Consider the following 23,118-nt stretch of genomic DNA (forward strand, 5'->3'; position numbering starts at 1 on the left):
CAGTCGTTCGCGCGCAGCGATGGCGGTTCCAGTCGTTCGGCTCATAGCGACACAAACCCCTGCTCGATGCGGCCGCTGTTCGATGCCGGGTTCCGCGACATCAGCTCGATCGCGTTGAACGCCGCCATCAGCGGGTCGATCTTCGCCGTGCCGCTGGCCTGTTTCGTGATCAGCATGGCGTTCCCTTTCGGTTCGACCTTCGCGTTCGACACGCACCAGGCCATCAGCGGCTGCCCGCCATGCACCAGCGCACCTTCGGCGAGCCTGCGCTCGGCCGTCTTGATCGCGCCAGACAGGCGCCACCCCTGTGATACCGCCACCACCTTCTCGGCCGGAACGCCGGCAGTAGCCAGCGCATCCAGCACCTGCCCGATGCCGGCCGGGTCGACGCCCACCAGATTCAGCAGCCCCGCCTTCTCGACCCGCCCGATGATGTCGGCCAGCTCCTCGACGTCGTCGCCGATGTGGTCGACCAGCACCAGGTGTCCGTCCTTCTCGAACCCGCGCAGGCGCTCGGCCTCCGACTTGCGGCGCTCCAGCACGGACGGATGCGCCCATGCCCGCGTCCACAGCAGCCAGCGGCCGGTGCCGATCTCCCGGCCCACCAGCGCGGCGCCCAGCAGGTCGTCCAGACCGCCACCGTCAACGCCGCCGGTGATGACCTCGCACCTCGTCAGCAGGTCTTCGAACTCGACCCGCTCGGCCTGCACTTCCCAGAACTCGGCGCCGGCCCAGCCGTGCATGGCCAGCGCCTGGCCGATCTGGATGTTCAGGTGCTGCGACGCCCAGATGCGGAACGTCGCCTCCCCCTTCGCCTCCTCGTCCGCAGCTTCAGCGACCAGCCGCTCGATCTCGATGGACCTGCCTGCGTTCGGCGTGACCATCGGCCAATTGGCCGGATCGCGCCACGGCTTATCCGCCGCGGTCTGCTCCTCCATCGGGAACTCGTACAGCACCGGCAGCACCGGCGACTGTCGGGTGCCATCACGAACCGCGCGGGCGCGCTCGAGGTCGTCCGCGAACACCCCGACCGGTGGCTCGTCCGACTGCGTCGTGATCGTGGCGAGGAACGCCTCGGGGAACGGCACCATGCCGCCCCGCAGCTGCACCATCGCCTTCGCCGCCCGTGGCATCTTGCCCAGGACGTGCAATTCATCGATCAGCGCCCCTACCACCTTGCGTCCGGTGATGATCGCCGGGTCGAACGTCATCACCTCGAGCCGCGCCTTCGTCTCGCGGTGCACCACTTGCTTCAGGTGGTCGCGGACGTGGAGCTTCGCCTCGAGCACCGGGTCAAGCGCGATCGCGCCTGCGATGGCCGAGAACGCCTCCTCCGCCGTCTTCTGCACCGGCGCTGTCAGCAGGAATGGTGCATTCGGACGCTGGTTCAGCAGCAGCGCCGTCAGCATCAGCAGCGCGCCGTTCGTGGTCTTGCTGTTCTTCTTCGGCACCAGCAGGAACAGCTCGCGGATTGCCCTGGCCTTCGTGACCGGATCCACGGCGCCGAACAGCGCCCTCACGATGTCGCGGAACCACTCGCCGCCGGCCTCGCCCATCGTCGGCGTCCCGACCACGTCAGCAAGGCGCAGACGATTGAACACCGACACGGCCCGGTCGCCAGCATCGGCATCCGGAAGCGCCAGATCAGGCACCAAAGACCGACCAGCGCGAAGGCGATCGCGCCAGTCCGGGCAGGACAGGTCGAGCATCAGGCCGTCTTGCGGATCGGCGTGACACCCTTCGGCAGCAGGTCATCCCAGCCCGTGCCGGCCTCAGCGCCGACCGCGTCTCGGTTCGCCTGCTCTTTCTTGCCCAGCTTCGGCTCCGGTTTCGCTTCCTCGTCCTTCGCCGGCTCCGCGATCGGCTCGAACTCAGGCGCGTGCGCCAGATAGGCCCGCGCCGCGCTGGTGCTGCCCTTCCTTGCCTGCGAGAACAGAGACTCCAGCACCTGCATCCGCTTCAGGTTCGCGCCAGACGCCAGCTCGACGGCGTAGTGCTTCCGCAACGTCTTCGGGTCGATCTTCAGCGCCTGGGCAATGCCCTCGTGCGACATGCCGCCGCCCGCTGCGATCTCCACGCGACGCCGCTGAGCAGCCGTCGGCTTGTGGTCTGGCCTTGCCATCGTTGTTCCCCTGTCGATGCCATTGCCGCGATTTCACGAACCGCGGGAAAAAAACCTGCGAATGAGAGGGCGGGCGTGCCGGATCGGCGACGTTCGCCGAACTTTTGCCCTCCCCCTACCCTGTTCAGCTACACCGGCCGTCCCAGGCCTTGCCAGCCTGCTCAGCGGTGGTCTTCCTGCTGTGTCCCTCATGACACAGGGTCTGCATGTTGGTCATGGTGTTGTTGTGGCTGTTGCCGTCGATGTGGTCGACGTGGGCGCTACGCCCCGCCACGAGCCTTCCGCACGCCTTGCACCGGTGCGCGTCCCTTGCCAGCACTGCGTGGCGCAGCCTTGCCCATGCCGCGCTTCCCGTGTGCAGGGCGCGTGTCGCCTGCCTGTTCTGCTCGGGGGCTGGTGCCAGCCGCATCGGTGCCTTCGCCACCCGTGGGGGTAGCGTCCTGAGTCGTGCCATCGGGGCTCCCTCCGCGGCGCAGGTGCAGCAGGCGGGCCGCGTGGGCCATCGCCTTCTCCTTCACCGCCTTCATGATCTGGCGGCGGCGCTCACATCCATCGCAGGCCATTGCCCTTCCTCCACTCGTTCAGCGCGAACCCCAGGCGGTAGAGACCGATGGCGAACGCGCACAGCGCGATGCCCAGCACTGCCACCCCGGTCCAGTACATCAGCCCGGTCACCGGCCGCGGCCGTACAGCGCCGCCCAGATGGCCAGCGTCAGCGTGTTGCGCTTCATCGGTCAGCCCTTCGTTTCCGGCGGGTCGTCGCCGTAGGTGCGCTTGTCCTTGATCTGGCCGTCCCGCCCGTGGATCTGCAGCTCGGCCAGCTTGCCCAGCAGCTTCAGGCGGTTGCGGCACAGCAGGACGGCGCAGTCGATCGCACCCTGCTGGGTGTTGTGGAAGCCCATCGGCTCGCCGTTGCGGGTCAGCTTCCAGGGCTTCTCGTCGCCCGCCTTGGCCGGCAGGACGATGTACAGGTCTCGGGTCATCACGGAATCCCGCAGGCCGTCCGGGTGGAGATCAGTTCGGACTGGAGCCAGGTGATCCAGTTGTCGGCGCGCTTGCCGGCTGCAACAAGATCCGCCGCGCCTGCTGCTCGAAGGTCGGCGGCTGCATCTTGTCCGCCGGCAGGGGCGGCAGCGTCACCCTCGCCGGCTCCGGGGCGACCACAGGTCCATTCGTCGCGCAGGCGCACAGGGCCAGTGCCACGGCGCAGAGCATCGCGCAGGTTGCGCTTCGCACGGTCGGCTTCACGTTCGGCATCCTCGAATCGTTGGTCGTTGGTCTTGCGGGCTGCCTTGGCTGCCGTGCTCGCGGCCTTCGCCTGTTCGGCCAGCGCCTTCGTGCGATCGGCCAGGTCTCGGGTCATGCGCTTGAACTCGGCCTTCGTGGCCTTGTGCGCGGCCACCTCGCCGTCGAACTTGCCCTGCCAGCGGTCCGCTCCACGGTTCCAGCCCAACGCGAACACCAGCATCAGCACCAGCACCACGGCGATGGCCTTGATCAGCGCGGCATACGGCGCGACGGCGGCGCGGATGGGGTCAATGACCATGTCGATCCTCGTCGTGGCATGAAATGCCGCCAGGGAGCCAGTCGTGTGGGCATGACGCTGCGAACAGGTGGGACATCCTGACGAAGCGCGCCACGCACACCAACGCCACTGCCGCGTTGATGAGTACCTCTTCCAATGCGGCGCCACCCGTCCCGTACAGCAGGTTGGCGATCACGCCGAGCGCGCCGGCGGCGAGCGTCAAGCGGATGGCCAGCCTTGCGACGGCCGGCAAGTCCCACCGGCGCGGGCGCGAGAATCCGAGCTCGAGCGCCATCTGGGTGAGGATCACCATGGCGCACACGACGTTGATCGTCAGTTCCACGTCGGACCCCCTGCGCCGCCGACATCGCCCGAGCGGAAGCGGGCGAAGGCGATGTCGATCGCCTTGACGCCGCCAGCCGCGAGCAGTCCTGCCACCAACCGCGGGTCCGCGGCACGGATATCGACGCCCATGAACGTGGTCTGGTTCAGGAACATGGCGGCCAGGGACGCGATGAACGTCACGCTGGCGCACGTCGCTGCGATGAACACCGCGCAGCGCAGGAGCCACAACGCCTGCGCCCGGGCGGTCTTGCCGGCGGGGCGCTTGCGTAGGGGTCCCAGCTTGGTCGGGTTGGCGAACTTCAGGCCGAGCAGCGATCCCAGCATCGCCACCACGATGACCGGCTCCGGGGCACCGATGATGGTCGCGGCCGGCAGAACCGTAGCGGCGGTGGCCACGGCGCCGGCGCCCTTTGCCACAGTGGTCGATCCGATCACGGCGCGGCCAACTCGAAGTGGGGGCCGTCGGTCTCGCCCTTCTCGCGCAGCTTGCGGTCACCGTCCCAGTCCCAGCCCCAGCGCAGCGGAACGCCGAGGCGCATCGCGCTGTTCATCATCGCCTTGCCGATCTCGAGGAACCCGTTGACGTTGTTCCAGTCGGGCTTTCCGCCGGCGCCGATCGGGCAGAGATCCACGGCGTGGCCAAGTCCATCGGCACCCGGGATGTGCTTGCTCTTCATCGTCCAGGTCACGATGCGGCCCGGGGCGGTGCGGCCCTGCGCGTACAACTCGCGCTGGCGCGCTTCGGTGCGTACACCCTCGACGACCAGGAACGGCATCGGTGACAGCAGCGATGCTGCGTGGACCACCTTCACCAGCTCGGGATGTACGCCCTGTAGGCGACGAAGCGAGACGCCAGCCAGCCTCGTTTGCATGGACATAGCGGCTCCAGAGATAACGCCCCTGCGACTGACGGCACAGGGGCAACCGTGGGCAGCGCGTGGGGAGACGGCTACCAGCAGGGTTCGGTTGTAGGGTGCCCGCCTCCGTCCAGACGGTTAGGCGCTGACGAGGAGCCGGAGTGGCGGTCTGCGGGCGGGCAATGTGCAAGCGTTTAGCGTTTCAGTTACCTTCGGCATGCTCCAGCCGGTGGCAATTGGCGCAAATGATTTCGAGGTTTTCCGGTCGGTTGTCGCTGTGGTCTCGATTCTTGTGGTGAACATCCATCTGCGCAGGGTGACTTGCCTCGAAACCGCATCGGGGACATTTGCTCGCCTTGTCCACCAGATACGTCCCGCGATGCTTTCGGGCCCGTCTATTCCTGTTCTCGCGGTTGTTCTCGCGATATGCCTTTCGACAACGCCACTTCCCTGGCGTTCCTGGTGTCATGCGTTTTAGCGGCACCGACGGGCCGCAGTGAGCGCAGTCTCCGACCTGAGAATCTCTATCCACATTCGTGACGATGTGGACTTTCCGACCCATTTACCGGACTCCAGACGCAAGAAACCCCGGCTTTTGGCCAGGGCTTCAGAGGCATGTATCACACGATGCCGGAATCATGGGGTCTTCTTGGCCCACATGTCAATACCCCGTGATGATCAGCCGCCGCTCCACTCAATCGCCTATCTCGTTGAATAACCACACACTCGCAAATGTGCGGAATAAAACAGCCTGCGTCCCGTGATCCGCGCGTCGCTGCTAGCGATTGCCTGAACAGCGGCGGCATATTCTGGATTTGCGAGGTCTAAAGGTAGTTAGCTGGGGCCAGAGTTGGGTTCAGCACTTTGAGTTCAGTGACAATGCCCAGGATCACGGGCATTTCCTGCGCTGTGCATTTATGCCAAGAGCAGACGCCATTTTCTCTCGCTAGAGCGGCTTGCCGGCCCGGACCAAGCGCCACCAGAATTGGCCTTGGTTGCAACCGGACGAAGAGCGATCAACGGCTGGCCTCCCAGCTAACAATTCGTTCAAGCCGACGCCGCTTCGCGGCGTCGTGGTAGCTTTCCCGCATTCGCTGCTGTCCGCTTCGGCTACATCACGTTGCGGCGCGGCTTAACTCAGGTGTTATACGGCCATGCGGCATTGCCGCTGCTCGTTCTCGATGCGCTCGCACGCAATGTCGAAATACTTGCGCTCGCGTTCAATCCCGACAAACTGCTTTCCCATCCGCACGCAAGCCACGCCGGTTGTGCCGCTACCCATGAATGGGTCGCAGATCGTCATAACGCTTGGCGGCGCCTGAGTGATTGCCCACTCCATAACCGGCACGGGCTTCTGTGTCGGATGCTCGCGCTCTTCTTTGCGGGCCATGTTTTCTTGCAGCATCCCGGCCCACCTCCATTTTTTCCGGCGTACCGCTTTCGGCAGGTTTGTCCAGGCAAGTTCGCAATCCGCAAAATCGGAATCTCCGTTGTCTTTGTCCCAAACAAGCCAGCACTTCGCCGGGGGAAGTTCGTAGTAATTCCCGCCAAAGAAAATGTGCCAATCAGCCCGTGCCCGCATCATCTCAATAACCCACCTGGGCGGCGGCGCGCTGTCCCAATCGTCGTTGCCGTAGTCTTTCGCGGTTGCGATCTTGCCCCGGCTTTTGTTCTTTCCGGCAGCCTCGCCAATCCCATACGGCGGGTCAGTAAGGATCAGGTCAAAGCGGGGCAATAGCGGCAGCACTTCTGAGCAGTCGCCGTGCCAGAGTTCCGCATTACCGATTGTCACTTTCTCAGCCATTGTTTCTCCAGTTGGCCGTATAACATTGCGTTCAAGCCGAGGCCGTTCCGGCCCGGCTTAACTTGTCGTTAGGTGGGCAGTGCCAACTGCCCCTCGGCGCGCATCTGCTTGGCGCGCTTCCGCACGCTCTCGCGCAACATGTCGGATACAACTTCTTCGACTACCAGTGCCAGCTTGCGCTCCGCGACTCGTGCGATCTGCACGGACAAGTCAAGTCCCAGCGCGTGGTCGATTACTTGCTGGCGGACGCGCTCATAGCCAGGGCCGCCGCTGCGGCTGTTGTAGCCCGGGCCTGCAAATGCTTCGGCCCATGCTTTCGCGCATGCCGCCTCAACGTCCTTCTCGTCCAGCTTGACGGTAATCTCGATCATTGTGCCCACCTAACGTGACGTGCAAGCCGACCGCGCTTCGGTCTTGCGGTGAAATCGTGCTGTGCCGGCGCGGCGGCTTCACTTGGCGTTAGGCGGCTTCATGCCCTTCGCGCTGCTGAGTTCGCCGTTCGCGCGCTCAAGCTGCTGCCGAAGGTTGTCCACCTTCTTTTGTGCATCGGCAACAATTCGAGCGTGGGCGGCTTCCCATGTTTCGTGCCAGGTGTACCACTCCGTTTCTTTTGCCTCGCGTTCCTCGCCGCCCTTCCTGTGCGGGTTTGGAAGAACAACCTGCTTTTCAGTGGTTCGCAGCACTTCAAAGGCCTCGATCCGCGCCCAGCGAACCCGGTACATCGTGGTCATAGCTTCCTCTCTTGTTTGTGGTTGCCGCCTAACAACGCGTTGCAGCCGATGCCGCTTCGCGTCACGGCTGAACTTGGTCGTTAGACCTCACTCCCAACCAATCCCGCCGCCGCAAGAGTTGCAACCCGCGCAAGCGTGGTGTCTGTCGCCTTCGCCACCTTCACCATCACCTCCAGTGTCGGGTTCGTGAGTGAGCCGTTCTCCAACTCCCACAGGTACGACTTAGACAAGCCGAAGGTCGCGGCAAACAAGCTCAACGACCATCGGTTCGCCTTCCGATATTTCCGGATGTGCTGGCCCATCGGTGGCAATGTCTCTATTGGCTTCATTGAATGAGGTCTAACGATTCGTTCAAGCCGAGCCCGCTTCGCGGTCAAGCCGCGCGCGAGCTTTCCCATGCGATCAGCTCGATCGCCTTGTCCAGCTCGCGCCGGTACATGTCCTTCGTGAACTTCCCGCCGTAGGTCTCCTCGACCATGTCGGCCTTGCGCTTTTGGCTTGCGCTGATGGTGAACTCGGTGCGGACGACAAGGCCGCGCAGCGGGCTCTGGCGTTCGATCCGGCGCACGGCGTCGTCGATCCACCGAAGGTCGTCGGGGATGCCCTGGTCGACCGCGGCCTCCGGGTTGTCATGTGGCCGATCAGCATCGTTCGCCGCGCGGATGGGATCGCACGCCCACAGCGGGACCTCGCGCATGCCCAGCTTCAGCTTGCCAGCCATGTACATGCGACGGCTCCGACCATCACGTCGGACAAGATCGCGTTCCTCGGCGGGCTTGTGCTTCGACGCAGGAAGGTCGCGCAGGTTCGACAGCACGTGCCGCGTCCGATCCGCGCGGGTAAGCGCGAACCGGTTGGCCGTGGCGTGGCCCCATGCACGCAGTGCCTCCTTCACGTCTTCACGTTGCATCGCGGAACTCCTCCAGTGTCGAATCGTCCAGGCGGAACGCGGGCAGCTTCCCGTCGCTGCTGCACATGCCTCGCTGGCGGTCTGGCTGCTGCCGGCAGTGCGAGATCCCGAGCGTGACCTCCCGACATGTGCAGAACGCGCACAGGCCGCGCTTGCGCAGCGCGGCGCGGTATCGCGCCTTCAGCAGCGCGGCGCGGTATCGCGCCTTCAGCAGCGCGTCGACCGATGCCTCGGGCCGGCTCAGGTTGTCCGGGTTCAGCGTCACGCGGCCACCCGCCCCATCGTTTCGCTGTCGTGGTGCAGGGCGATCAGCAGCGCGTCGGCGCGGCCGATGTCCTTCTTCCGCTTCAGCTGTTCGGCCACGCACGGGAACCGCGCGATGGCCAGCTGGCGTGCGTCGTCCTTCTCGCCACCGGTCAGGCCCATGCGGCGCTTCCACGTCTGCGCCTCGACCAGCACAGGCTGCAGGCCCAGCACCCGGAACACAGTCTTCACCGCGCCGAATCCGTCGCCGAAGTTGAACGACGACTGTGCGCCCATCGTGCGGCGGTTCGGACCGGTGCTCGGCATCGCCCGTACCCGCTCGATGCAGGCCGACACGTGGGCGCCAGGGTGGGCGCCGCGAACCTCTCGCACGAACCGCGCAAGCGCCACTGCATCGACCTCGTTCGCCGTGCCGTTGTGGAAGATCGGCATGTCCAGCATCGGGCCGGGATCGCCGTCCAGCAGCGTCGCGATGGCCCCGGACAGGCCGGGATCGACGCCGAATGTCACGCGCAGCGCGCTCATGCCGCAGCCCTCCGATGTGCCTTCACCAGTTCGCGCTGCCACCCCAGCAGCGATTCGTCGTCGCCGAACGCCGCGCGGAACGTCACGCTTCCATCCATCAGCGACGGCCCCAGCTTCCGGCGGTGCATCGGGATGCTCCATCCGTCGACAGCCTTCACGCCGCGGTGGTGCCAGGCGCACAGGCCCACGGTGAACAGGTGGCCGCGGCGGATGCCGCCGGACAGCAGGTGGTGCGCTTCCGCCAGCGGACCGTCCTCGTCCCAGCGATACCCCTTCGCCATGCAGCACAGGCAGCCGATCTTCTTGACGTCGCGGATCCACGCCGCCTCCTCGACGGTCTGGTTCCCCGTGGAACGGCCGCGCTTCATGCCTGCACCCCGTATCGCAGCTCCAGCAGCAACCGCAGCTCGTGGATGGCCTTCTCGATGTCCTGCCGCCCCTTGCCGGTTGGCTTATCGTGGCGGGCGACGCGCTTCACCACGCAGCCCTCCAGGAATTGCAGGCGGTTTGCCTCGATGAACTGCACTGGCTGGATAGCGCACGTCCGGTAGTGGTCGCCGCCGACCTGATCGTCGAGCGCGCTCATGCGCCCTGCTCCGGCTTCTGGACGATCGCCTCGACGTCCAGCCGCGCTTCCTCGGATAGCCCGCCGAACACATTGGCGCGCAGCCATCCGATCCATCCGCCTTCACCATTCCCGCCATCCCACAGCGCGGCGAACTCGCCCTCGTCCATGTCGCTGAAGTTCAGGGACTGCGCCTCGGTGCGGGTCAGCTTGCCGATGCCTGGCAGGTCGTATTCGACGGACTCGCAACCGATGCCGCTGCGTTCCTGCAGCCGCTTCAGCGCGGTGTGCATGTCCAGGCCCGCGAACTCCTCGACGTTGTCGGCCAGCCATCCGCCCAGCACGTGCGCCTTACGCCAGAAGCCCGGGTTCCGATCCTCCCGCAGCGTCGCCCGCACGGACTTGCCGACGTGCAGCCGGCGTTCCTTCATCGAGCGACGGTCGATGGGGTGATCCGGCACCAGCGCGCCGATCATCTCGCCGGTATCCGGCATCACCACCCGCATCACGGTCATGCGGATGTCGCGGCTGCGCAGCTTCGCGCGGGCCTTCTGAGCCTTCGTCTGCGCGGTCATGCGTCACCACCCGCGGCGGCGTCCTGCCCGCCAGCCTTCTTCCGCATGCCGCGCGACTTGCCCGGGCCTTCGGTCTTATGAGGCGGATCGCGCGGTTCCCATCCGACCGGCAGGTTCTCGAAGCGGAAGCGGTCGCCGCGGTACAGCACCCGGCAGTCTCCCGGCGGGCCATTGCGTTGCAGCGCGACGATCAACTCGGCGGTGCCGGCATAGCGGCTGTCGCGGTTGTAGACCTCGTCGCGGTAGACGAACACCACCACGTCGGCGTCCTGCTCGATCGACCCCGAGTCGCGCAGGTCGGACGGCAGTGGGCGCTTGTTGTCGCGCTTCTCGAGATCGCGGTTCAGCTGCGACAGCAGCACCACGGGCACGTCCAGCTCGACCGCCAGCAGCTTCAGCGCCCTCGTGATGTCGCCGATCCCCTGCGCGCGGTTGTCGCTTCCGGTCTCCATCAGCTGCAGGTAGTCGATCACCACCAGGCCGAGCCGCGCCTTCGCATTCTGGCGACGCGCCTGCGCGCACACATGCTCCACCCGCGCCCGCTTCGGCCGACTGACAAATATCCGCGCCGTCCGCATGCGCTTGATCGCCGCGCTGGCGTTCGCCCAATCGTGGTCGTCCAGGTTGCCGCGACGGATGCGATCCGCGTCAATGTCGCCCTGACTCGCCAGCATGCGGTCGCCCAATTCCTCGGGCCGCATCTCGAAACTGAAGACGGCGACGGCCTTCTGCTTCTGGATCGCCACATGCTCGGCGATATTCTGAGCGAGCGTGGTCTTGCCCATCTTCGGCCGCGCCGCGACCACGATCAGCTGGCCGCCGTGCAGACCGTTGGTCAGCTGGTCGAAGTCGTCGAGGCCCGTGGTCAGCCCATCGATGCCGCCGTCGAATCGACTGCGTTCGGACAGGTGTTCAAACACCCGATCCATGATCGGCGCCACGGGCTCCAGCTCGCACGGCTCTGAATCCAGCAGACCCGCGACCCGCGATTGCGCCTGGCCGATCAGCTCGATGGTGTCTCGGCCCTTCGGGTCGAAGCCGTCGTTCACCAGGACGGTGCCGATGTCGATCAGCTTCCGCAGTCGCGCCTTATCGGCCACGATCTCGGCGTAGGCCCGGATGTTCGCCGCGCTGGCGGTGTTGTTGCACAGGTCACCGAGGTACGCCGCGCCGGCGATCTGCTCGGCCATCCCGTTCGCCTCGAACCATTCGCCCAGCACGATCGGGTCGCACGGCTTCTGCTGCGCCTGGCGTTCCTTGATCGCGCGGAAGATCAGCTGGTGATCCCGGCGGTAGAAGTCGCCCTCGACCACGATGTCGGCGACGTCCGACCATGCCCGCGCCTGCGGGTGCAGGCCGCCACAAGCCGCCAGCATCAGCCCGCCCAGCACCGCCTGCTCGGCCTCGATCGACTGCGGAGCGACACGAAGCGGCGCGTTCACGCTGCCACCCCGCCGGCGTCAGCAGACTGCGCGCGGTCGAACAGCTTCGCCATCACGTCCTCGCGCAGCAGGAACTCGAAGTCGGGGCGCCAGTTCTCGTGCGGCGGGCGGTACGGCCCGCGGCCGGCGTGGAAGTCGTCTCCGGCGGCCTCGGTGAAGTAGTCCTCCCAGAACTGCGGGACGACGCGCTCGCTGCCGTACATCGCCTTGCACAGCAGCTTCGCCGTGGGGATGCACTTCTCGACCGCCTTCAGCCGCGGCTTGTTCAGGACCGTGCAGGCGGTCAGCAGGCCGTTCGGCTTGGCGAGGATCCGGTTGTAGGCCTCCTGAGCCTCAGCCGCGATCTGCCCCATCCTGGCGGCCTTGCGGGAAGGCAGGTCAGCAGGGGGTGATGGCGAGTCCCCGGCCTTTGGCGGGGACAAGAGTTCTTCCGCTTTTGCTTTTGGAGACGGAGACGGAGACGGAGACGGAGACGGAGCATCGATTTTCGTGCTATCAGCATTGCTGCTGAGCATTGCTGTAGCACTGCTACTAGCATCGGATTTCATGCTAGTAGCACCGTTTTCGATGCTAGTAGCACGAATCGCCGCATATTCCGGAACCTGCCGGTCTGCCTCAGCCGGGCCGTGATGCCGCTTCACGGCGTTCCATTTCGCCTTCAGGGAGCGCAGTTCTGATCCGTTCGACCAGGGCTGGTGATCGGTCCAGTCGTGCAGCCGATAGGCGCCTTCCTCGCCGTCAAGAAACCCGACGGAGACCAGCGCGGAGACCAGCGCATCGGCCTCGCCACGCCAGTCGACGGCGAGCTCGATGTCCTCAGAGGTCATGCCCTCGAAGTCACCATCTGGGCGATTTGCACGCGCCCACAGGATCAGGCAGACGAGTGCCCACGCCCCGCCCTCACCTACCCTGCGGATCAGCTTCTTCGTCTTGGGGTGCGCCGGCAGGCCGGTGCTGAGACGGGCATCGGTGCTCATGCTGCCCTCGCCATTGCAGCGAGCCGATGCACGATGTCGCGCTCGGTCGGTGCGTCAGTGATGCGCAGGGCACGCTGCAGGTCGTCGTACTGCTGCAACAGGCGCGTGCCGGTGGCGAAGCTGACCGGCTGCAGCATCCACCGCGGGAACGGCTGCTGGCCGCTCAGGACGCGCGACAGGTAGCCCTTGCTGACGTTCAGGCGCTCCGCCAGCCATGCGTCCGTCCACGGGCCGCCCGGTTTCATGGCCAGTGCCACGCGGGCCGCCTGGGCATAGCTGGCGCACTGCGCGACGACATGCTGCGGCGCGTTCACAGGCGCCTGCAGGCTTTGCATCCACGGGAATGATCGCTGCCGCATGAAAAAGTGTCCCCTAACGTTTCCCGATGTTTCCTCGCGTTTCCTTTCGAGCGAGGGCCATAAAGAAGGCCGCCACCCAGAAGGCAGCGAGCCGTGGATTCAGTGCGAAATGGAGCCGGCCTCCGAGTAGGCTTGGGGGAGCTGACCACCCTCACCTACCCGGAGAACCGACATGGCAGACCAGTTTTCGATGGCGGCAATCACTGCGCTGGCCACCGCATTGCATCGCGCCGAAGTGCTCGACTTGGGCGATTTCATTGGGGAACTCCGAGGCGCGTCAGAAGCTGCGCCACCGCACGTCGGGCAGCAGCTTTCCGCATACGCCGCTCTGTTAACACGCGTTCTTGCGAAGCAGTCGCAGCGAAATACCTAGCCCAGAAGCCGTCCATCTCAGGCCGCCTCGACGGTGTCGTCGTTGGCTGCGGGCTGGGTCGCGAGGTCGACCAGCGCCTTGCCGGTCTCCCAATTCGGGACCATGTCCCCGCGCTTGATCCGGTTGATCGTGGACTGGCGAGCACCGACGGCCTGGCCAATGGCGGTCTCGGACATGCCCTTAGCGATGAGGGCAACAATGGCTTCTGAAGGAGTCATGGCCGTGGAGGCTATCCCGTTCGGGATTTACATGCAATCCGTTTCGGGATTCGCTCCGACGAACGGTACCCGGCACGATCCGGGCATGGATTACACGCGCGCGAACATTGACCACCTCCGTGGCCGGCGATCAGTGAAGCAGGTCGGCGAGGAATCCGGCGTCGGCCAGTCTTGGCTGCAGCGGTACATGAACCCGGACAAGGCCAGCGGCATTCAGAAGGCCAACGCCGAAAAGGTGAGGAAGCTCGCGAAGTACTTCAGTGAGACGGTCGACCGTCTCACTGGCGTGGATCTATCTGCTCACGCAGGCACCGGGCAGTCTCAACCGGTGACACTAGCCCCGGACATGCTTTCGACCGCGGTCAGGATCGCGCAGCTTGCGCGTGATGCCTCCATCGACCCGATGGACGACGAAACATTCGTGCAGGTTCTGTCGGAAGCGATCCAGTGGGTCGGAAGCCGTAAGCCAGGCGAAGAAATTGGCGTCGCGGATGGCCTACGGGAGGTGACCGCAGCTATTCGGCAGCGGAGGTAGACATGGCAGTAAGTCAAAGCGAGGCGCTGGCGCTAGCAGAGCAGATTGCGGCGTCCATGGGGATCAAGACCAGTCGCAAGCGCAGGCTGGTGGTGGTAGGGGATGAAGCTTCAGAAGGCATGAGCGCGTTGCAGCGCGATGCGATCTATGCCCGAATCAGGGACATGGCTGCGATGCACGGGCTCTGGTGGCTTATTCGGCAAGAGACGATGCCTGTCAACGGCATCATGGAATGCCTTGCTGATGAACAACTGACTGCCCTGCTGGCCACGGTCGAGTCTGGAGTTGAGTGCGTGCTTGAAGGGGTTCCATTTGTTGAGCGCGGACTTGTACGCGGGATGGTCTGCAACTGGATCGCTTAAGGTGACATCGGCATGCGAATTCGAAACACACTTCAAATCCTCATACTGGCGATGCTTACCGCATGCGGGCAGTCCGCAGAGGAGAAGTTCGCCGAAAACGAGCGAATCATCGCGGATGCAAATGCTCGGCGCGAGGCCACTCTTACGCCGACGCAGAAGGAAGCGCGCCGTGTGGAGGCCATGAAAGCAGCTGTAGCGGCAGCGAAAGAGGCCGAGCTGAAGCGCCGGAGTGACTTCCTGCCGTCTGCACGCGGCGGCTGCCTCATTGCACTGAAGCGAATGCTCCATGACCCAGGCAGTGCCGAGTTTGGCCTGACAAGCGAATGGCCGACGACGACGGCGGATGACGGCAGAGTGACCGTATTGGCCCGCGTTCGGGCCAAGAACGGCTTCGGCGCTATGCGACTATCCACGTTCAGGTGCGTTGTTGAGCCTGTCGGAAATGACTCTCTCAGGTTGATCGCTCTGGACGAGATGCCGCGCTGATGGCGCGAATGCGCAAGCCCGCTTCGGCGGGCTTTTTCGTGTCCAGTGCCTGACCGTTCGTCGGGAACTGGATTTTTCTATCCCGTTCCGTATTGCATACTTCAATCCCGTTCGGGATACTTCTATCCGTCGCCCCACTCCGGGGCCCCGAAGGGGAAGACGGATGGAACAGCAGAACGCCCGCACCGCCTACCGCCGCGCATGGGGTGCGTACCGCCGCAGCATCGGCCCGAACGCCCGGTGGGATCGCCAGAGCAGCCTGAGCCGCAGCGGCCGGTGGCCGGTCTACGCGCCGGTGAACCTCGACTGGCGCGATGCGCTGGGATACCTGTCGGATGGCGGCATCCTGCTGCTGGCGAACGCCTGGCGCTTCCCTGCCCCGCGTGATCCGCGTCCGCTGAAGTCGCTGGCGGCTGCCGAGCGGCGGATCGCTGCGGCCCGCATGCCGGCGCGCGGATTCGACATGGTGCGGTTCACGAACGGCCTGCTGGCCGGCAACCAGAGCGAGATCGCGGCGGCGATGGGGGTGGCGGCATGAGTGCCATCTCCGCCGCACCCCTGCAGACCCGCATGCGCTGGTCTGCCGACCTGAATTGCTTCCGCGCACCGTCTGACTTCCCGCTCCAGCTTCCTGAGCTCGATGGCGACAGGAAGAAGTTCGAGGACACGAAGTGGAGCGAAGCGTTCAAGGCCGTGAACGACACGCTCAACGATGCAGAAACGTCGCTCGGATGGTGGGTGTTCGAGCTCAAGAGGACGCCCGCGGAATGGAAGTCCTGGTGGATCAGCCGCGGACGCAGTAGGTCAGATGCGAACGCGGCGATCAGCGCGTTCGCGGAGGGTTCCGCATGAACGCCGTCATCTGCCCGATCTTCAGCCGCCTGCAATCCGACATGGAACGCATGGGTCTGGCCGGCGCCGACACCGCGAACGTGACCAGCCTGGAGGCTGCGCGCATGAAGCGCGAGCGCGAGGCCCGGGAGCGTGCGCGTTCGCAGCGCCGCGGTGGCGACCACACCCCGCCGGAGGCCGCATGAGCGCCTACCGCCCGCTCAACGCGCACCCGGCCCTGTGGCTGGCCCTTGGCATCGCGCTGGCTGCGCTGACGCTGTCTCGCATGGGGGTGTTCTCGTGAACCGCCTCCGCAGCGTCGCCGGCTATGCCGTGATGACCGCCTTCTGGCTGGTGTTCGTCTACTGCCTGCGGATGCCGCAGCCATGAACGCCGCCCTGTTCCGCGACATCCTCCGCCGCAAGCCGGCCCCGGCCATCGTGCCGTTCCTGATCGACTCATTCGACCGTTGCGACCCGACGCGATCGCGCGAGCTGAAGCCGTCCCAGCGCATGCGTGAGTCCAGGCATACCCGCCGGATGCTCCGCGCCTTCCTGTTCGCCGTCATGGGCCTGATCGGCATCGTGATGGTGGTGTCGTCCGCCCTTCCCTAATCCCGGAGCCCAGCATGCTTTCCCTGCACCAGCACAATGCGTCCCTGTCGAACGTCAACCTGCGGATCGAGCGCCACGGCGACGAACGCGAGCTCGCCGCCGACCTGAAGCTGACCGCCAACGTGGCCGGTCTGACCCTGAACGACATCGAGCGCGGATTGCACGAGGCGCTGTTCCGCCAGCCGGGCAGCGGCGAACAGCCCGACCTGATCGACCCGGCGCTGCTGACCGCGGTCAAGTTCCCCCTGATGGAACCGGTGCGCCTGGCGCAGAAGTTCCCGGGGTACGAGTTCGAGATCGGCGACGGCGAGACCGAGCCGCTGGTGCTGGCCGATGCCGAGCTGAAGAAGATCACGGCGAAGTCCATCGAGGGCGGCAGCGCCGAGCTGGTGTTCACTCTGTCGGCGGTGATCGACGAGGAAGAAGCCGCCGAGCTGACGCGCCTGTACGTGCGCGAGGACGTGGTGCTGTCGCTGACGCCGCCGTCGCGGCCGGAAGCCGGCGAGGACGTGACCGGCGATGCCGCGAACGATGCGGACGGCGCGCAGGGGGCTGCGGCATGAGCACGTTCAAGGCGGGCGATTTGGTTACCTGGACCAGTCAGGCTGGCGGCCATACGCGCATCAAGACCGGCAAGGTCATCGCCGTGATCGATGGCGGCCACAAGAGCGGCGAGACCGCTGCATCTGAGATCAAGAAGCGCGTGCGCGCTGGGACGCATCGGTCGGCCTTCGGTGGCGGCTGGGATCGCGCTGAAACGAGTTACCTCGTCGAGGTCGCGAACGGCAAGTCCGGGCGCGCGAAGCCGACGATCTACTGGCCGGTCGCGTCCAAGTTGAAGCCGGTCTGACCTACCCCCGCGGGCGCCTCCCCTCGCCCGCTACCGCCCGCGCCGGCCGGGTTCACCAAAGCCGGCAATCACACCAACCCGCGCCCCTCTTTGACCGAGGTGCGTCCGCAATTCGAGGAAACGTCATGTCCGGATCCAATGTCGCCACCATCCCGCGCACCGGCAATGCGTTGTCCACGGCCGAGCATCAGGCGGCAGTGTGGTCGGCGCTGAAGTCGAGCATCTACCCGGGCGCGTCTGACGCCAGCATCAGCCTGGTGCTGGACTACTGCGCCGCCGCCGGTCTCGACCCGATGCAGAAGCCTGTGCACATCGTGCCGATGTGGGACAGCAACAGCCGCAGCATGCGCGACGTGGTGATGCCGGGCATTGGCCTGTACCGCGTGCAGGCGTCGCGCAGCGGCCAGTTCGCCGGCATGAGCGAGCCCGAGTTCGGCCCGATGGTCACCGAACAGGTGGGCGCGGTGCAGGTCACCTTCCCCGAGTGGTGCAAGGTCACCGTGTACCGCCAGCTGCCGAACGGGCACATCGCCGAGTTCACGGCGAAGGAATACTGGGTCGAGAACTACGCCATCAAGGGCGGCAAGGACAAGGACCAGTCGCCGAACGCCATGTGGATGAAGCGCGTGCGCGGCCAGATCGCGAAGTGCGCGCAGGCCCAGGCGCTGCGCATGGCATTCCCCGAGATCGGATCGCAGCCGACGGCCGAGGAAATGGAGGGCAAGGCGATCATCGACGGCGAGGCCACCGTCGTGGCGCAGTCGGCCGCGCGTCCCGAGCTGCCCGCTTACCGGGCCGACGAGTTCGCGCGAAACCTGCCGAAGTGGTGGGACTTGATCGCCTCCGGCAAGAAGTCCGCCGACGAACTGATCGCGATGCTGCAGTCGAAGGCGACGTTCACGGCCGAGCAGCTGGACGAGATCCGCAACCCGCCGCGGGATGATGCGGACGAGGCTGGCGCCGCCGGCCAGGAGGCGCAGCCGTGAGGATCCTTGGAGTGTCTGAAGGCCCCTATCCGAAGGGGAAGACCTACATCTGCGAAATCAGTGTCAGCGAGCTTCGCAAGGTCATGGACAAGGCCGGCTATCGCGATGGTGACGAACTCGAAAAGCTGAAGGCCGGCACCGACTTTCCCATCGATGAGGGCTTCGATTTCAGGTCAGCCATCCTCGCTGCCTCGCTACAGATGAAAGAAGGCTATGACGCTTTCGTCAAGGCCGTCCCCGTGATGACGCAGTTCGCTTCGCTCGTGGCCGGTGCCGAGGCAAAGAAGGAGTCCGCAGAATGAAGATCCTCAACCTCCAGCAGGGCAGCCCCGAATGGCTGGCCCACCGCCGCACCGTCCGCAACGCCAGCGAAGCGCCGGCGATGATGGGCGCCTCGCCCTACGTCACCCGCGCCGAACTGATCCGCCGCAAGGCCACCGGCATCGAGCGCGAGATCGACGCGGCGACGCAGCGAGTGTTCGACAAGGGTCACCAGGTCGAGCCGGCGCTGCGTGCGCTGGCTGAGAAGATCATCGGCGAAGACCTGTATCCGGTGACGGCGGTCAGCGACGACGGCTATCTCGGCGCCAGCTTCGACGGCGTCACGATGTCCGAGGACACCTTCATCGAGGCGAAGCAACCGAACGCCGAGAAGATGGCGCAGGTGCGCGCTGGCATCCTTCCTGAGGCCGATCAATGGCAGGTGGTGCAGCAATTCGCCGTCTGCACCTCAGCAGACATGTGCCTATACCTGTGCGGCGATGGCACCGAGGAAGGCACGGCCATCCTGCACGTGCACCGCGACGAGTTGTTCGACGCCATCCACCGGCTGAGGGCTGGCTGGGCGCAGTTCGACGATGACGTGGCCGCATACCAGCCCGAGCCGGAAGTGTTGCCGCCGGCCACCGGTGCCCACGTGGAAGGGTTCGGGCTGCTGACCCTGCGAGTCGAGGGTCGGGTGCTGGCGTCGAACCTGGACTCGTTCCGCGCCGGTGCCGAGGCGTTCCTCGCCCGCCTGCCGAAGCCGGACAGCCTGCAGACCGACCAGGACTTCGCCGATGCCGACACCGCGGTCAAGGCCTGCGCCGAGGCCGAGTCGCGGATCAAGGCCGCCAAGGACGCCGCCCTCGCGCAGATGGCCGACGTCGAGGCGGTCATGCGAACCGCCGATAGCGTGAGCGAATCCATCCGACAGGCGCGGCTCGCGCTGGACAAGCTGGTGAAGGCCCGCAAGGAATCGATCAAGGCCGAGATCGTGGCCGCGGGCTGTGCGGCGGTCCGGGCGCATTACGACGCGATCAATGCCACGCTGGGCGCGCACGCATTCCAGCCGCCGCAGACCCTGCAGCTGACCATCGGCGCCGCCATCAAGGGCATGCGCTCGATCAAGGCCATGCGCGACGCGGTGGATGCCGCGGTCGCTGCCGAGAAGATCGAGGCCAGTCAGAGCGCCGAGCGCATCCGGGCCTGCATTTCCGTGCTCGACCAGCATGCCGAGCATCGGCACCTGTTCGCCGACGCGGTGCAGCTGTGCGCCAGGCTGACGCCCGACGTTGTCGACGGCGTGGTGAAGGGTCGCATCGCCGAACACCAGCGGCGCGAGGCCGAACGGCTGGAAGCCGAACGCGAGCGGATCCGGATGGAAGAAGCCGACCGACTCGAGCGCGAGCGGCGCGAAAGCGAGCGCGCGGAAGCCCCACCGCCTGCGCCAGCACCGGCACCGGCACCCGCCCCTGTCGTTGCGCAGCCTGCTGCGAATACGCCTGTATCCGCGGCACCGGCACGGACGCACAAGGCGCCCACGGCTTCGAGGCCGATGGATCGGGAAATCATCGACGTGCTCGCCCTGCACTTCCGTGTCCATGACTCGAAGGTGATCGAGTGGCTGGCGGACATGGATCTCGACCAGGCATCGCGCGAGCTGCTGGAGGCGATGTGATGCATCCGAACGACAAGCTGGCCGCCATGCAATGGGCTGTGAGCCAGGCCGAGAAGGCGAAGGACGATCCGCTGGTAGGACTGAGCGTGCTGCCCTGCCTGCGCGAGATGCAGGACGAGGCGAAGCGGGAGGCGGGGAAGTGAAGCCGATCAGCAGAGGGCAGCGAATCCGAGACTTCCTGCGCGGGAAAGACCGCGGCTATGCGCCCGGCGAGATTGCCGAGGCGCTGGGGCTCGATGCCCTGCCGGTCTGCCACACCATCGGCAACATGCTGCGCGCCGGCATGTTGAGCCGAACCGGATCCGGGCACAGCTTCCACTACTCGCTGGCGCGCGAGGCGACAACCGGCCCGCGCAAGACGCAGGAGGAGAAGCTGCAGACGAAGCGGGCATGCGAAGAACGCAAGCGCCGCCGGCGAGGCGCGAGGCCAGTTGCGGAATATCGGGCGGAACGAGCCGCCATGCGCGAACAGCGCATCGCCGAGGAAGCGCAGCGCCGCAGGGAACGCGAGGAGGCCAGGAACGTGCAGGCCGCAGCACGCAGGGCGCTCGAAGCCAAATCGGCACTGCCGAAGGTCAGGAAAGTGACGCCGGCCGCCGCGAAGCGAACGCAAGCGCAACGCATCATGGCGCACTCGCATGCGTTGGCAGAGCCGGCCAAGTTGCTCGACGCGCCGCTGAAGCCTCCGGCGCCTCGCGTCGAGACGGTCGAGGAATGGATGGCCCGCACCGGTAAGCGCCCGCAGGTGCTGCCTGCAGTGTGGAATCAGGCGAGGGCTGCGTAATGGCTGATGGCAATTGTTCGTTCAATTTCCCGATGCCGCAGCGTTCGCAGCTGCGCCCGGGCGAGATCGTGGTGGACCTGTTCGCCGGCGGCGGCGGTGCCAGCACCGGGCTGGAGCAGGCGCTCGGCCGGCCCGTCGACATCGCGGTCAACCACAACCCGTGGGCGGTCAGCATGCACGCCGCCAACCACCCGCTGACCACGCACCTGTGCCAGGACGTCTGGGAAGCGGACCCGCGCATCGAGTGCGGCGGCAAGCCGGTCGGCTGGCTGCATGCCAGCCCCGACTGCACGCATTTCAGCCAGGCCAAGGGCGGCCAGCCGCGCAGCCGCGCCACCCGCTCGCTGTCGTGGGTCGTGCTGCGCTGGGCCGGCACCGTCCGCCCGCGCATCATCAGCCTGGAGAACGTCAAGGAAATCCTGAAGTGGGGCCCGCTGGTCGCCAAGCGCGACAGGGCCACCAGCCGCGTGGTCAAGCTGGACGGCAGCGTGGCCGCGCCGGGCGAGCGCGTCGCCATCGACCAGCAGTTCCTCATCCCCGACAAGCGCCACGCCGGGCGCACGTGGCGCCACTTCGTCGGCGCACTGCACCGCCTTGGCTACGCCGTGGAATGGCGTCGCCTAAAGGCCTGCGACTACGGCGCCGGCACCAGCCGCGAGCGCCTGTTCCTGGTCGCCCGCTGCGATGGCCAGCCCATCCAGTGGCCCGCGCCAACCCACGGCCCGGGCGCTGCGTGTCCGCACGTGCCGGCCGCCGACTGCATCGACTGGCGCATCCCCAGCCCGTCCATCTTCGACCGCAAGCGCCCACTGGCGGACGCCACGCTGCGCCGCATCGCGCGCGGGTTGAAGCGTTACGTGCTGGATGCCGCGGAGCCGTTCATCGTGGGCGACGCCGCCCCGGTGATCACCGAGCACGCCAACAGCAGCAATGCCCGCAGCTGGCGCGCAGACGAACCGCTGCGCACCCAATGCGCCGGGGTGAAGGGCGGCCACTTCGCGCTGGCTGCCGCCACGCTGGTGCAGACCGGCTACGGCGAGCGCGATGGGCAGGAACCGCGCTCGCTCGACATCGGCCAGCCGCTGGGCACCGTGGTCGCCGGCGGCGTGAAGCACGCACTGGCCACCGCCAGCCTGGTCAAGTTCCGCGGCAACAGCGACGGCGCCGCTATCACCGATCCGCTGCCGACGATCACCAGCGGCGCAGGCGCGGCAAGGCCGGCAGGCGCGCCGCATGCGCTGGGCGTGGTGACGGCGTTCCTCGAACAGGCCTACGGCGGCGGTCCTAACGGGAATCCGGCGCCGGCGCGTGCGGCAACCGACCCGCTGTCGACAATCACCACAAGCGCCGCCCAGCAACGGCTGGTCACCGGCGAACTGGCCACGCTGTCGCCCGAGCACGAAGCCGGCGCCCTGCGCGTCGCTGCGTTCCTGATCAAGTATTACGGCACCGGCCAGGCCATCGACCCGCGCGAGCCGCTGGACACCATCACCACCCGCGACCGCCTCGCGCTGGTGACCGTCCACGTGCGCGGCGTGCCGCATGTCATCGTCGACATCGGCCTGCGGATGCTGAAGCCGCACGAACTCTACGCGGCCCAGGGCTTCCCCCCCGACTACATCATCGACCGCACCGCCGACGGCCGCGCCATCAGCGTGAGCCGCAGCGTGGCCATGGTGGGCAACAGCGTGAGCCCGCCGCCGCTGCGCGCACTGGCGGAAGCGAACCTCGACGCTGAGGCAGAGCCGCTGAAGGCCGCCGCGTGACCGCCCAGCAGCTATTCCCCAGAGAGCCGCGCCGGATGAAACAGCCGCGCAAGGATCTGCTGCGCGATGCGCTGGCAAAGGCAGCGACCACCATCGCCGACCAGCGGATGGCGATCGAGCACATGGACGCCCAGCTGCAGAGCATGCGCGAGGCCTATGCCGCGCTGTGGGCGAAGACGAACGGCCGCCGGTGGTGGCGCCGGGTGTTCATGGTGTCGCCGTGAACGCCGGTCTGCTGGCCCTGATCGACGCACTGGCCTGCGCCGAGGTCGCGGACTATCTGAGCGTGCAGACCGCTGCGGCCAATGATCCCGGCGACGAGCGTTCGGATCACCCCGCTACCGACCAGCCGGCGAAGGCCGCATAGTCCGCG

At 66.3% G+C, this 23,118-nt stretch carries 42 protein-coding genes; 18 read left to right on the forward strand and 24 right to left on the reverse strand.

The window, feature by feature from the left end:
• Window positions 1-41: 41 nt before the first annotated feature.
• The 23 genes from ON759_RS02950 to ON759_RS03045 form a co-directional block, all read right to left on the reverse strand.
• Window positions 42-1,709 carry a terminase large subunit gene (locus ON759_RS02950; protein ID WP_271678848.1) on the reverse strand — a complete coding sequence of 556 codons (1,668 nt, stop codon included), beginning with the start codon at window positions 1,707-1,709 and terminating at the stop codon, window positions 42-44.
• On the reverse strand, window positions 1,709-2,122 hold the full coding sequence (locus ON759_RS02955) for a hypothetical protein (RefSeq protein ID WP_271678849.1): 414 nt from the start codon (window positions 2,120-2,122) through the stop codon (window positions 1,709-1,711). Before ON759_RS02955 ends, ON759_RS02950 begins: the two co-directional genes overlap by 1 nt.
• A 124-nt stretch (window positions 2,123-2,246) precedes the next feature.
• Window positions 2,247-2,576, reverse strand: coding sequence for an HNH endonuclease (locus tag ON759_RS13975; RefSeq protein ID WP_425608427.1), 330 nt, complete (start codon window positions 2,574-2,576; stop codon window positions 2,247-2,249).
• An 89-nt stretch (window positions 2,577-2,665) separates the two neighbouring features.
• Window positions 2,666-2,797, reverse strand: coding sequence for a hypothetical protein (locus ON759_RS02960; RefSeq protein WP_271678850.1), 132 nt, complete (start codon window positions 2,795-2,797; stop codon window positions 2,666-2,668).
• A 59-nt stretch (window positions 2,798-2,856) separates the two neighbouring features.
• Window positions 2,857-3,105 (reverse strand): DUF2188 domain-containing protein, encoded by a 249-nt coding sequence (locus ON759_RS02965; protein ID WP_271678851.1) that lies wholly within the window; start codon window positions 3,103-3,105, stop codon window positions 2,857-2,859.
• Complete coding sequence (locus tag ON759_RS02970; RefSeq protein ID WP_271678852.1) at window positions 3,105-3,668, reverse strand: hypothetical protein; 564 nt, start codon at window positions 3,666-3,668, stop codon at window positions 3,105-3,107. Before ON759_RS02970 ends, ON759_RS02965 begins: the two co-directional genes overlap by 1 nt.
• The gene (locus ON759_RS02975) at window positions 3,658-3,990 is read right to left on the reverse strand and encodes a hypothetical protein (RefSeq protein WP_271678853.1); all 333 of its coding nucleotides are present in this window, start codon (window positions 3,988-3,990) and stop codon (window positions 3,658-3,660) included. Before ON759_RS02975 ends, ON759_RS02970 begins: the two co-directional genes overlap by 11 nt.
• Window positions 3,981-4,427, reverse strand: coding sequence for a hypothetical protein (locus ON759_RS02980; protein WP_271678854.1), 447 nt, complete (start codon window positions 4,425-4,427; stop codon window positions 3,981-3,983). The genes ON759_RS02975 and ON759_RS02980 overlap by 10 nt, the downstream gene beginning before the upstream one ends.
• The gene (locus ON759_RS02985) at window positions 4,424-4,798 is read right to left on the reverse strand and encodes a M15 family metallopeptidase (RefSeq protein WP_271678855.1); all 375 of its coding nucleotides are present in this window, start codon (window positions 4,796-4,798) and stop codon (window positions 4,424-4,426) included. The genes ON759_RS02980 and ON759_RS02985 overlap by 4 nt, the downstream gene beginning before the upstream one ends.
• Window positions 4,799-5,051: 253 nt before the next feature.
• The gene (locus tag ON759_RS13980; RefSeq protein WP_425608428.1) at window positions 5,052-5,411 is read right to left on the reverse strand and encodes an HNH endonuclease; all 360 of its coding nucleotides are present in this window, start codon (window positions 5,409-5,411) and stop codon (window positions 5,052-5,054) included.
• 582 nt (window positions 5,412-5,993) lie between these two features.
• Window positions 5,994-6,653 carry a DNA-methyltransferase gene (locus ON759_RS02990; RefSeq protein ID WP_271678856.1) on the reverse strand — a complete coding sequence of 220 codons (660 nt, stop codon included), beginning with the start codon at window positions 6,651-6,653 and terminating at the stop codon, window positions 5,994-5,996.
• A 68-nt stretch (window positions 6,654-6,721) separates the two neighbouring features.
• Window positions 6,722-7,024, reverse strand: a complete 303-nt coding sequence (locus ON759_RS02995; RefSeq protein ID WP_271678857.1) for a hypothetical protein — start codon at window positions 7,022-7,024, stop codon at window positions 6,722-6,724.
• A 78-nt stretch (window positions 7,025-7,102) separates the two neighbouring features.
• Window positions 7,103-7,384, reverse strand: coding sequence for a hypothetical protein (locus ON759_RS03000; RefSeq protein ID WP_271678858.1), 282 nt, complete (start codon window positions 7,382-7,384; stop codon window positions 7,103-7,105).
• Window positions 7,385-7,464: 80 nt separating this feature from the next.
• The gene (locus ON759_RS13985; RefSeq protein ID WP_425608430.1) at window positions 7,465-7,782 is read right to left on the reverse strand and encodes a helix-turn-helix domain-containing protein; all 318 of its coding nucleotides are present in this window, start codon (window positions 7,780-7,782) and stop codon (window positions 7,465-7,467) included.
• Entirely contained in the window at window positions 7,758-8,294 is a 537-nt protein-coding gene (locus ON759_RS03005; protein WP_271678859.1) for a hypothetical protein, read from the reverse strand. Before ON759_RS03005 ends, ON759_RS13985 begins: the two co-directional genes overlap by 25 nt.
• On the reverse strand, window positions 8,284-8,559 hold the full coding sequence (locus ON759_RS03010) for a hypothetical protein (protein ID WP_271678860.1): 276 nt from the start codon (window positions 8,557-8,559) through the stop codon (window positions 8,284-8,286). The genes ON759_RS03005 and ON759_RS03010 overlap by 11 nt, the downstream gene beginning before the upstream one ends.
• Window positions 8,556-9,083, reverse strand: coding sequence for a RuvC family protein (locus ON759_RS03015; RefSeq protein WP_271678861.1), 528 nt, complete (start codon window positions 9,081-9,083; stop codon window positions 8,556-8,558). Before ON759_RS03015 ends, ON759_RS03010 begins: the two co-directional genes overlap by 4 nt.
• Entirely contained in the window at window positions 9,080-9,451 is a 372-nt protein-coding gene (locus ON759_RS03020; RefSeq protein ID WP_271678862.1) for a Ref family recombination enhancement nuclease, read from the reverse strand. Before ON759_RS03020 ends, ON759_RS03015 begins: the two co-directional genes overlap by 4 nt.
• Complete coding sequence (locus ON759_RS03025) at window positions 9,448-9,669, reverse strand: hypothetical protein (protein WP_271678863.1); 222 nt, start codon at window positions 9,667-9,669, stop codon at window positions 9,448-9,450. Before ON759_RS03025 ends, ON759_RS03020 begins: the two co-directional genes overlap by 4 nt.
• Window positions 9,666-10,223, reverse strand: a complete 558-nt coding sequence (locus tag ON759_RS03030; RefSeq protein ID WP_271678864.1) for a hypothetical protein — start codon at window positions 10,221-10,223, stop codon at window positions 9,666-9,668. The genes ON759_RS03025 and ON759_RS03030 overlap by 4 nt, the downstream gene beginning before the upstream one ends.
• Window positions 10,220-11,665 (reverse strand): replicative DNA helicase, encoded by a 1,446-nt coding sequence (dnaB, locus tag ON759_RS03035; RefSeq protein WP_271678865.1) that lies wholly within the window; start codon window positions 11,663-11,665, stop codon window positions 10,220-10,222. Before dnaB ends, ON759_RS03030 begins: the two co-directional genes overlap by 4 nt.
• Window positions 11,662-12,642, reverse strand: coding sequence for a hypothetical protein (locus ON759_RS03040; RefSeq protein WP_271678866.1), 981 nt, complete (start codon window positions 12,640-12,642; stop codon window positions 11,662-11,664). The genes dnaB and ON759_RS03040 overlap by 4 nt, the downstream gene beginning before the upstream one ends.
• Window positions 12,639-12,977: a hypothetical protein gene (locus ON759_RS03045; protein ID WP_271678867.1), complete on the reverse strand. Its 339-nt coding sequence runs from the start codon at window positions 12,975-12,977 to the stop codon at window positions 12,639-12,641. Before ON759_RS03045 ends, ON759_RS03040 begins: the two co-directional genes overlap by 4 nt.
• A 196-nt stretch (window positions 12,978-13,173) precedes the next feature.
• On the opposite strand from ON759_RS03045, the gene ON759_RS03050 reads away from it, so the two are divergent.
• The gene (locus ON759_RS03050; RefSeq protein WP_271678868.1) at window positions 13,174-13,374 is read left to right on the forward strand and encodes a hypothetical protein; all 201 of its coding nucleotides are present in this window, start codon (window positions 13,174-13,176) and stop codon (window positions 13,372-13,374) included.
• A 17-nt stretch (window positions 13,375-13,391) separates the two neighbouring features.
• Here the strand turns inward: ON759_RS03050 and ON759_RS03055 are convergent, their stop codons facing one another.
• Window positions 13,392-13,550 (reverse strand): hypothetical protein, encoded by a 159-nt coding sequence (locus ON759_RS03055; protein WP_271678869.1) that lies wholly within the window; start codon window positions 13,548-13,550, stop codon window positions 13,392-13,394.
• A 127-nt stretch (window positions 13,551-13,677) separates the two neighbouring features.
• Here ON759_RS03055 and ON759_RS03060 point away from each other — a divergent pair, with 127 nt between their 5' ends.
• From ON759_RS03060 to ON759_RS03140, 17 genes are all read left to right on the forward strand, one after another.
• Window positions 13,678-14,127 (forward strand): hypothetical protein, encoded by a 450-nt coding sequence (locus ON759_RS03060; RefSeq protein WP_271678870.1) that lies wholly within the window; start codon window positions 13,678-13,680, stop codon window positions 14,125-14,127.
• Between the two features lie 2 nt (window positions 14,128-14,129).
• Window positions 14,130-14,489: a hypothetical protein gene (locus tag ON759_RS03065; RefSeq protein ID WP_271678871.1), complete on the forward strand. Its 360-nt coding sequence runs from the start codon at window positions 14,130-14,132 to the stop codon at window positions 14,487-14,489.
• A 12-nt stretch (window positions 14,490-14,501) separates the two neighbouring features.
• Window positions 14,502-14,975, forward strand: a complete 474-nt coding sequence (locus ON759_RS03070) for a hypothetical protein (RefSeq protein ID WP_271678872.1) — start codon at window positions 14,502-14,504, stop codon at window positions 14,973-14,975.
• A 163-nt stretch (window positions 14,976-15,138) separates the two neighbouring features.
• Complete coding sequence (locus tag ON759_RS03075; protein WP_271678873.1) at window positions 15,139-15,513, forward strand: hypothetical protein; 375 nt, start codon at window positions 15,139-15,141, stop codon at window positions 15,511-15,513.
• Window positions 15,510-15,827, forward strand: a complete 318-nt coding sequence (locus ON759_RS03080; RefSeq protein ID WP_271678874.1) for a hypothetical protein — start codon at window positions 15,510-15,512, stop codon at window positions 15,825-15,827. Before ON759_RS03075 ends, ON759_RS03080 begins: the two co-directional genes overlap by 4 nt.
• The gene (locus tag ON759_RS03085) at window positions 15,824-16,012 is read left to right on the forward strand and encodes a hypothetical protein (protein ID WP_271678875.1); all 189 of its coding nucleotides are present in this window, start codon (window positions 15,824-15,826) and stop codon (window positions 16,010-16,012) included. The genes ON759_RS03080 and ON759_RS03085 overlap by 4 nt, the downstream gene beginning before the upstream one ends.
• 180 nt (window positions 16,013-16,192) lie before the next feature.
• Complete coding sequence (locus tag ON759_RS03090) at window positions 16,193-16,420, forward strand: hypothetical protein (protein ID WP_271678876.1); 228 nt, start codon at window positions 16,193-16,195, stop codon at window positions 16,418-16,420.
• 14 nt (window positions 16,421-16,434) lie between these two features.
• A complete protein-coding gene (locus tag ON759_RS03095) occupies window positions 16,435-16,983 on the forward strand; it encodes a hypothetical protein (protein WP_271678877.1) in 549 nt (182 codons plus the stop codon).
• On the forward strand, window positions 16,980-17,270 hold the full coding sequence (locus ON759_RS03100; RefSeq protein ID WP_271678878.1) for a hypothetical protein: 291 nt from the start codon (window positions 16,980-16,982) through the stop codon (window positions 17,268-17,270). The genes ON759_RS03095 and ON759_RS03100 overlap by 4 nt, the downstream gene beginning before the upstream one ends.
• A gap of 125 nt (window positions 17,271-17,395) precedes the next feature.
• On the forward strand, window positions 17,396-18,256 hold the full coding sequence (bet, locus tag ON759_RS03105) for a phage recombination protein Bet (RefSeq protein ID WP_271678879.1): 861 nt from the start codon (window positions 17,396-17,398) through the stop codon (window positions 18,254-18,256).
• 11 nt (window positions 18,257-18,267) lie between these two features.
• On the forward strand, window positions 18,268-18,558 hold the full coding sequence (locus ON759_RS03110) for a hypothetical protein (protein ID WP_271678880.1): 291 nt from the start codon (window positions 18,268-18,270) through the stop codon (window positions 18,556-18,558).
• Complete coding sequence (locus ON759_RS03115) at window positions 18,555-20,195, forward strand: lambda-exonuclease family protein (RefSeq protein WP_271678881.1); 1,641 nt, start codon at window positions 18,555-18,557, stop codon at window positions 20,193-20,195. Before ON759_RS03110 ends, ON759_RS03115 begins: the two co-directional genes overlap by 4 nt.
• Window positions 20,195-20,338 (forward strand): hypothetical protein, encoded by a 144-nt coding sequence (locus tag ON759_RS03120; protein ID WP_271678882.1) that lies wholly within the window; start codon window positions 20,195-20,197, stop codon window positions 20,336-20,338. Before ON759_RS03115 ends, ON759_RS03120 begins: the two co-directional genes overlap by 1 nt.
• Complete coding sequence (locus ON759_RS03125; protein WP_271678883.1) at window positions 20,335-20,979, forward strand: hypothetical protein; 645 nt, start codon at window positions 20,335-20,337, stop codon at window positions 20,977-20,979. Before ON759_RS03120 ends, ON759_RS03125 begins: the two co-directional genes overlap by 4 nt.
• A gap of 32 nt (window positions 20,980-21,011) precedes the next feature.
• Window positions 21,012-22,745, forward strand: coding sequence for a DNA cytosine methyltransferase (locus ON759_RS03130; RefSeq protein WP_345780540.1), 1,734 nt, complete (start codon window positions 21,012-21,014; stop codon window positions 22,743-22,745).
• Window positions 22,742-22,969: a hypothetical protein gene (locus tag ON759_RS03135; RefSeq protein ID WP_271678885.1), complete on the forward strand. Its 228-nt coding sequence runs from the start codon at window positions 22,742-22,744 to the stop codon at window positions 22,967-22,969. The genes ON759_RS03130 and ON759_RS03135 overlap by 4 nt, the downstream gene beginning before the upstream one ends.
• Window positions 22,966-23,112, forward strand: a complete 147-nt coding sequence (locus tag ON759_RS03140) for a hypothetical protein (RefSeq protein WP_271678886.1) — start codon at window positions 22,966-22,968, stop codon at window positions 23,110-23,112. The genes ON759_RS03135 and ON759_RS03140 overlap by 4 nt, the downstream gene beginning before the upstream one ends.
• The last annotated feature ends 6 nt before the right edge of the window (window positions 23,113-23,118 follow it).

It is taken from the genome of Thermomonas mangrovi (assembly GCF_028201335.1).
Taxonomy (GTDB): Bacteria; Pseudomonadota; Gammaproteobacteria; order Xanthomonadales; family Xanthomonadaceae; genus Thermomonas; species Thermomonas mangrovi.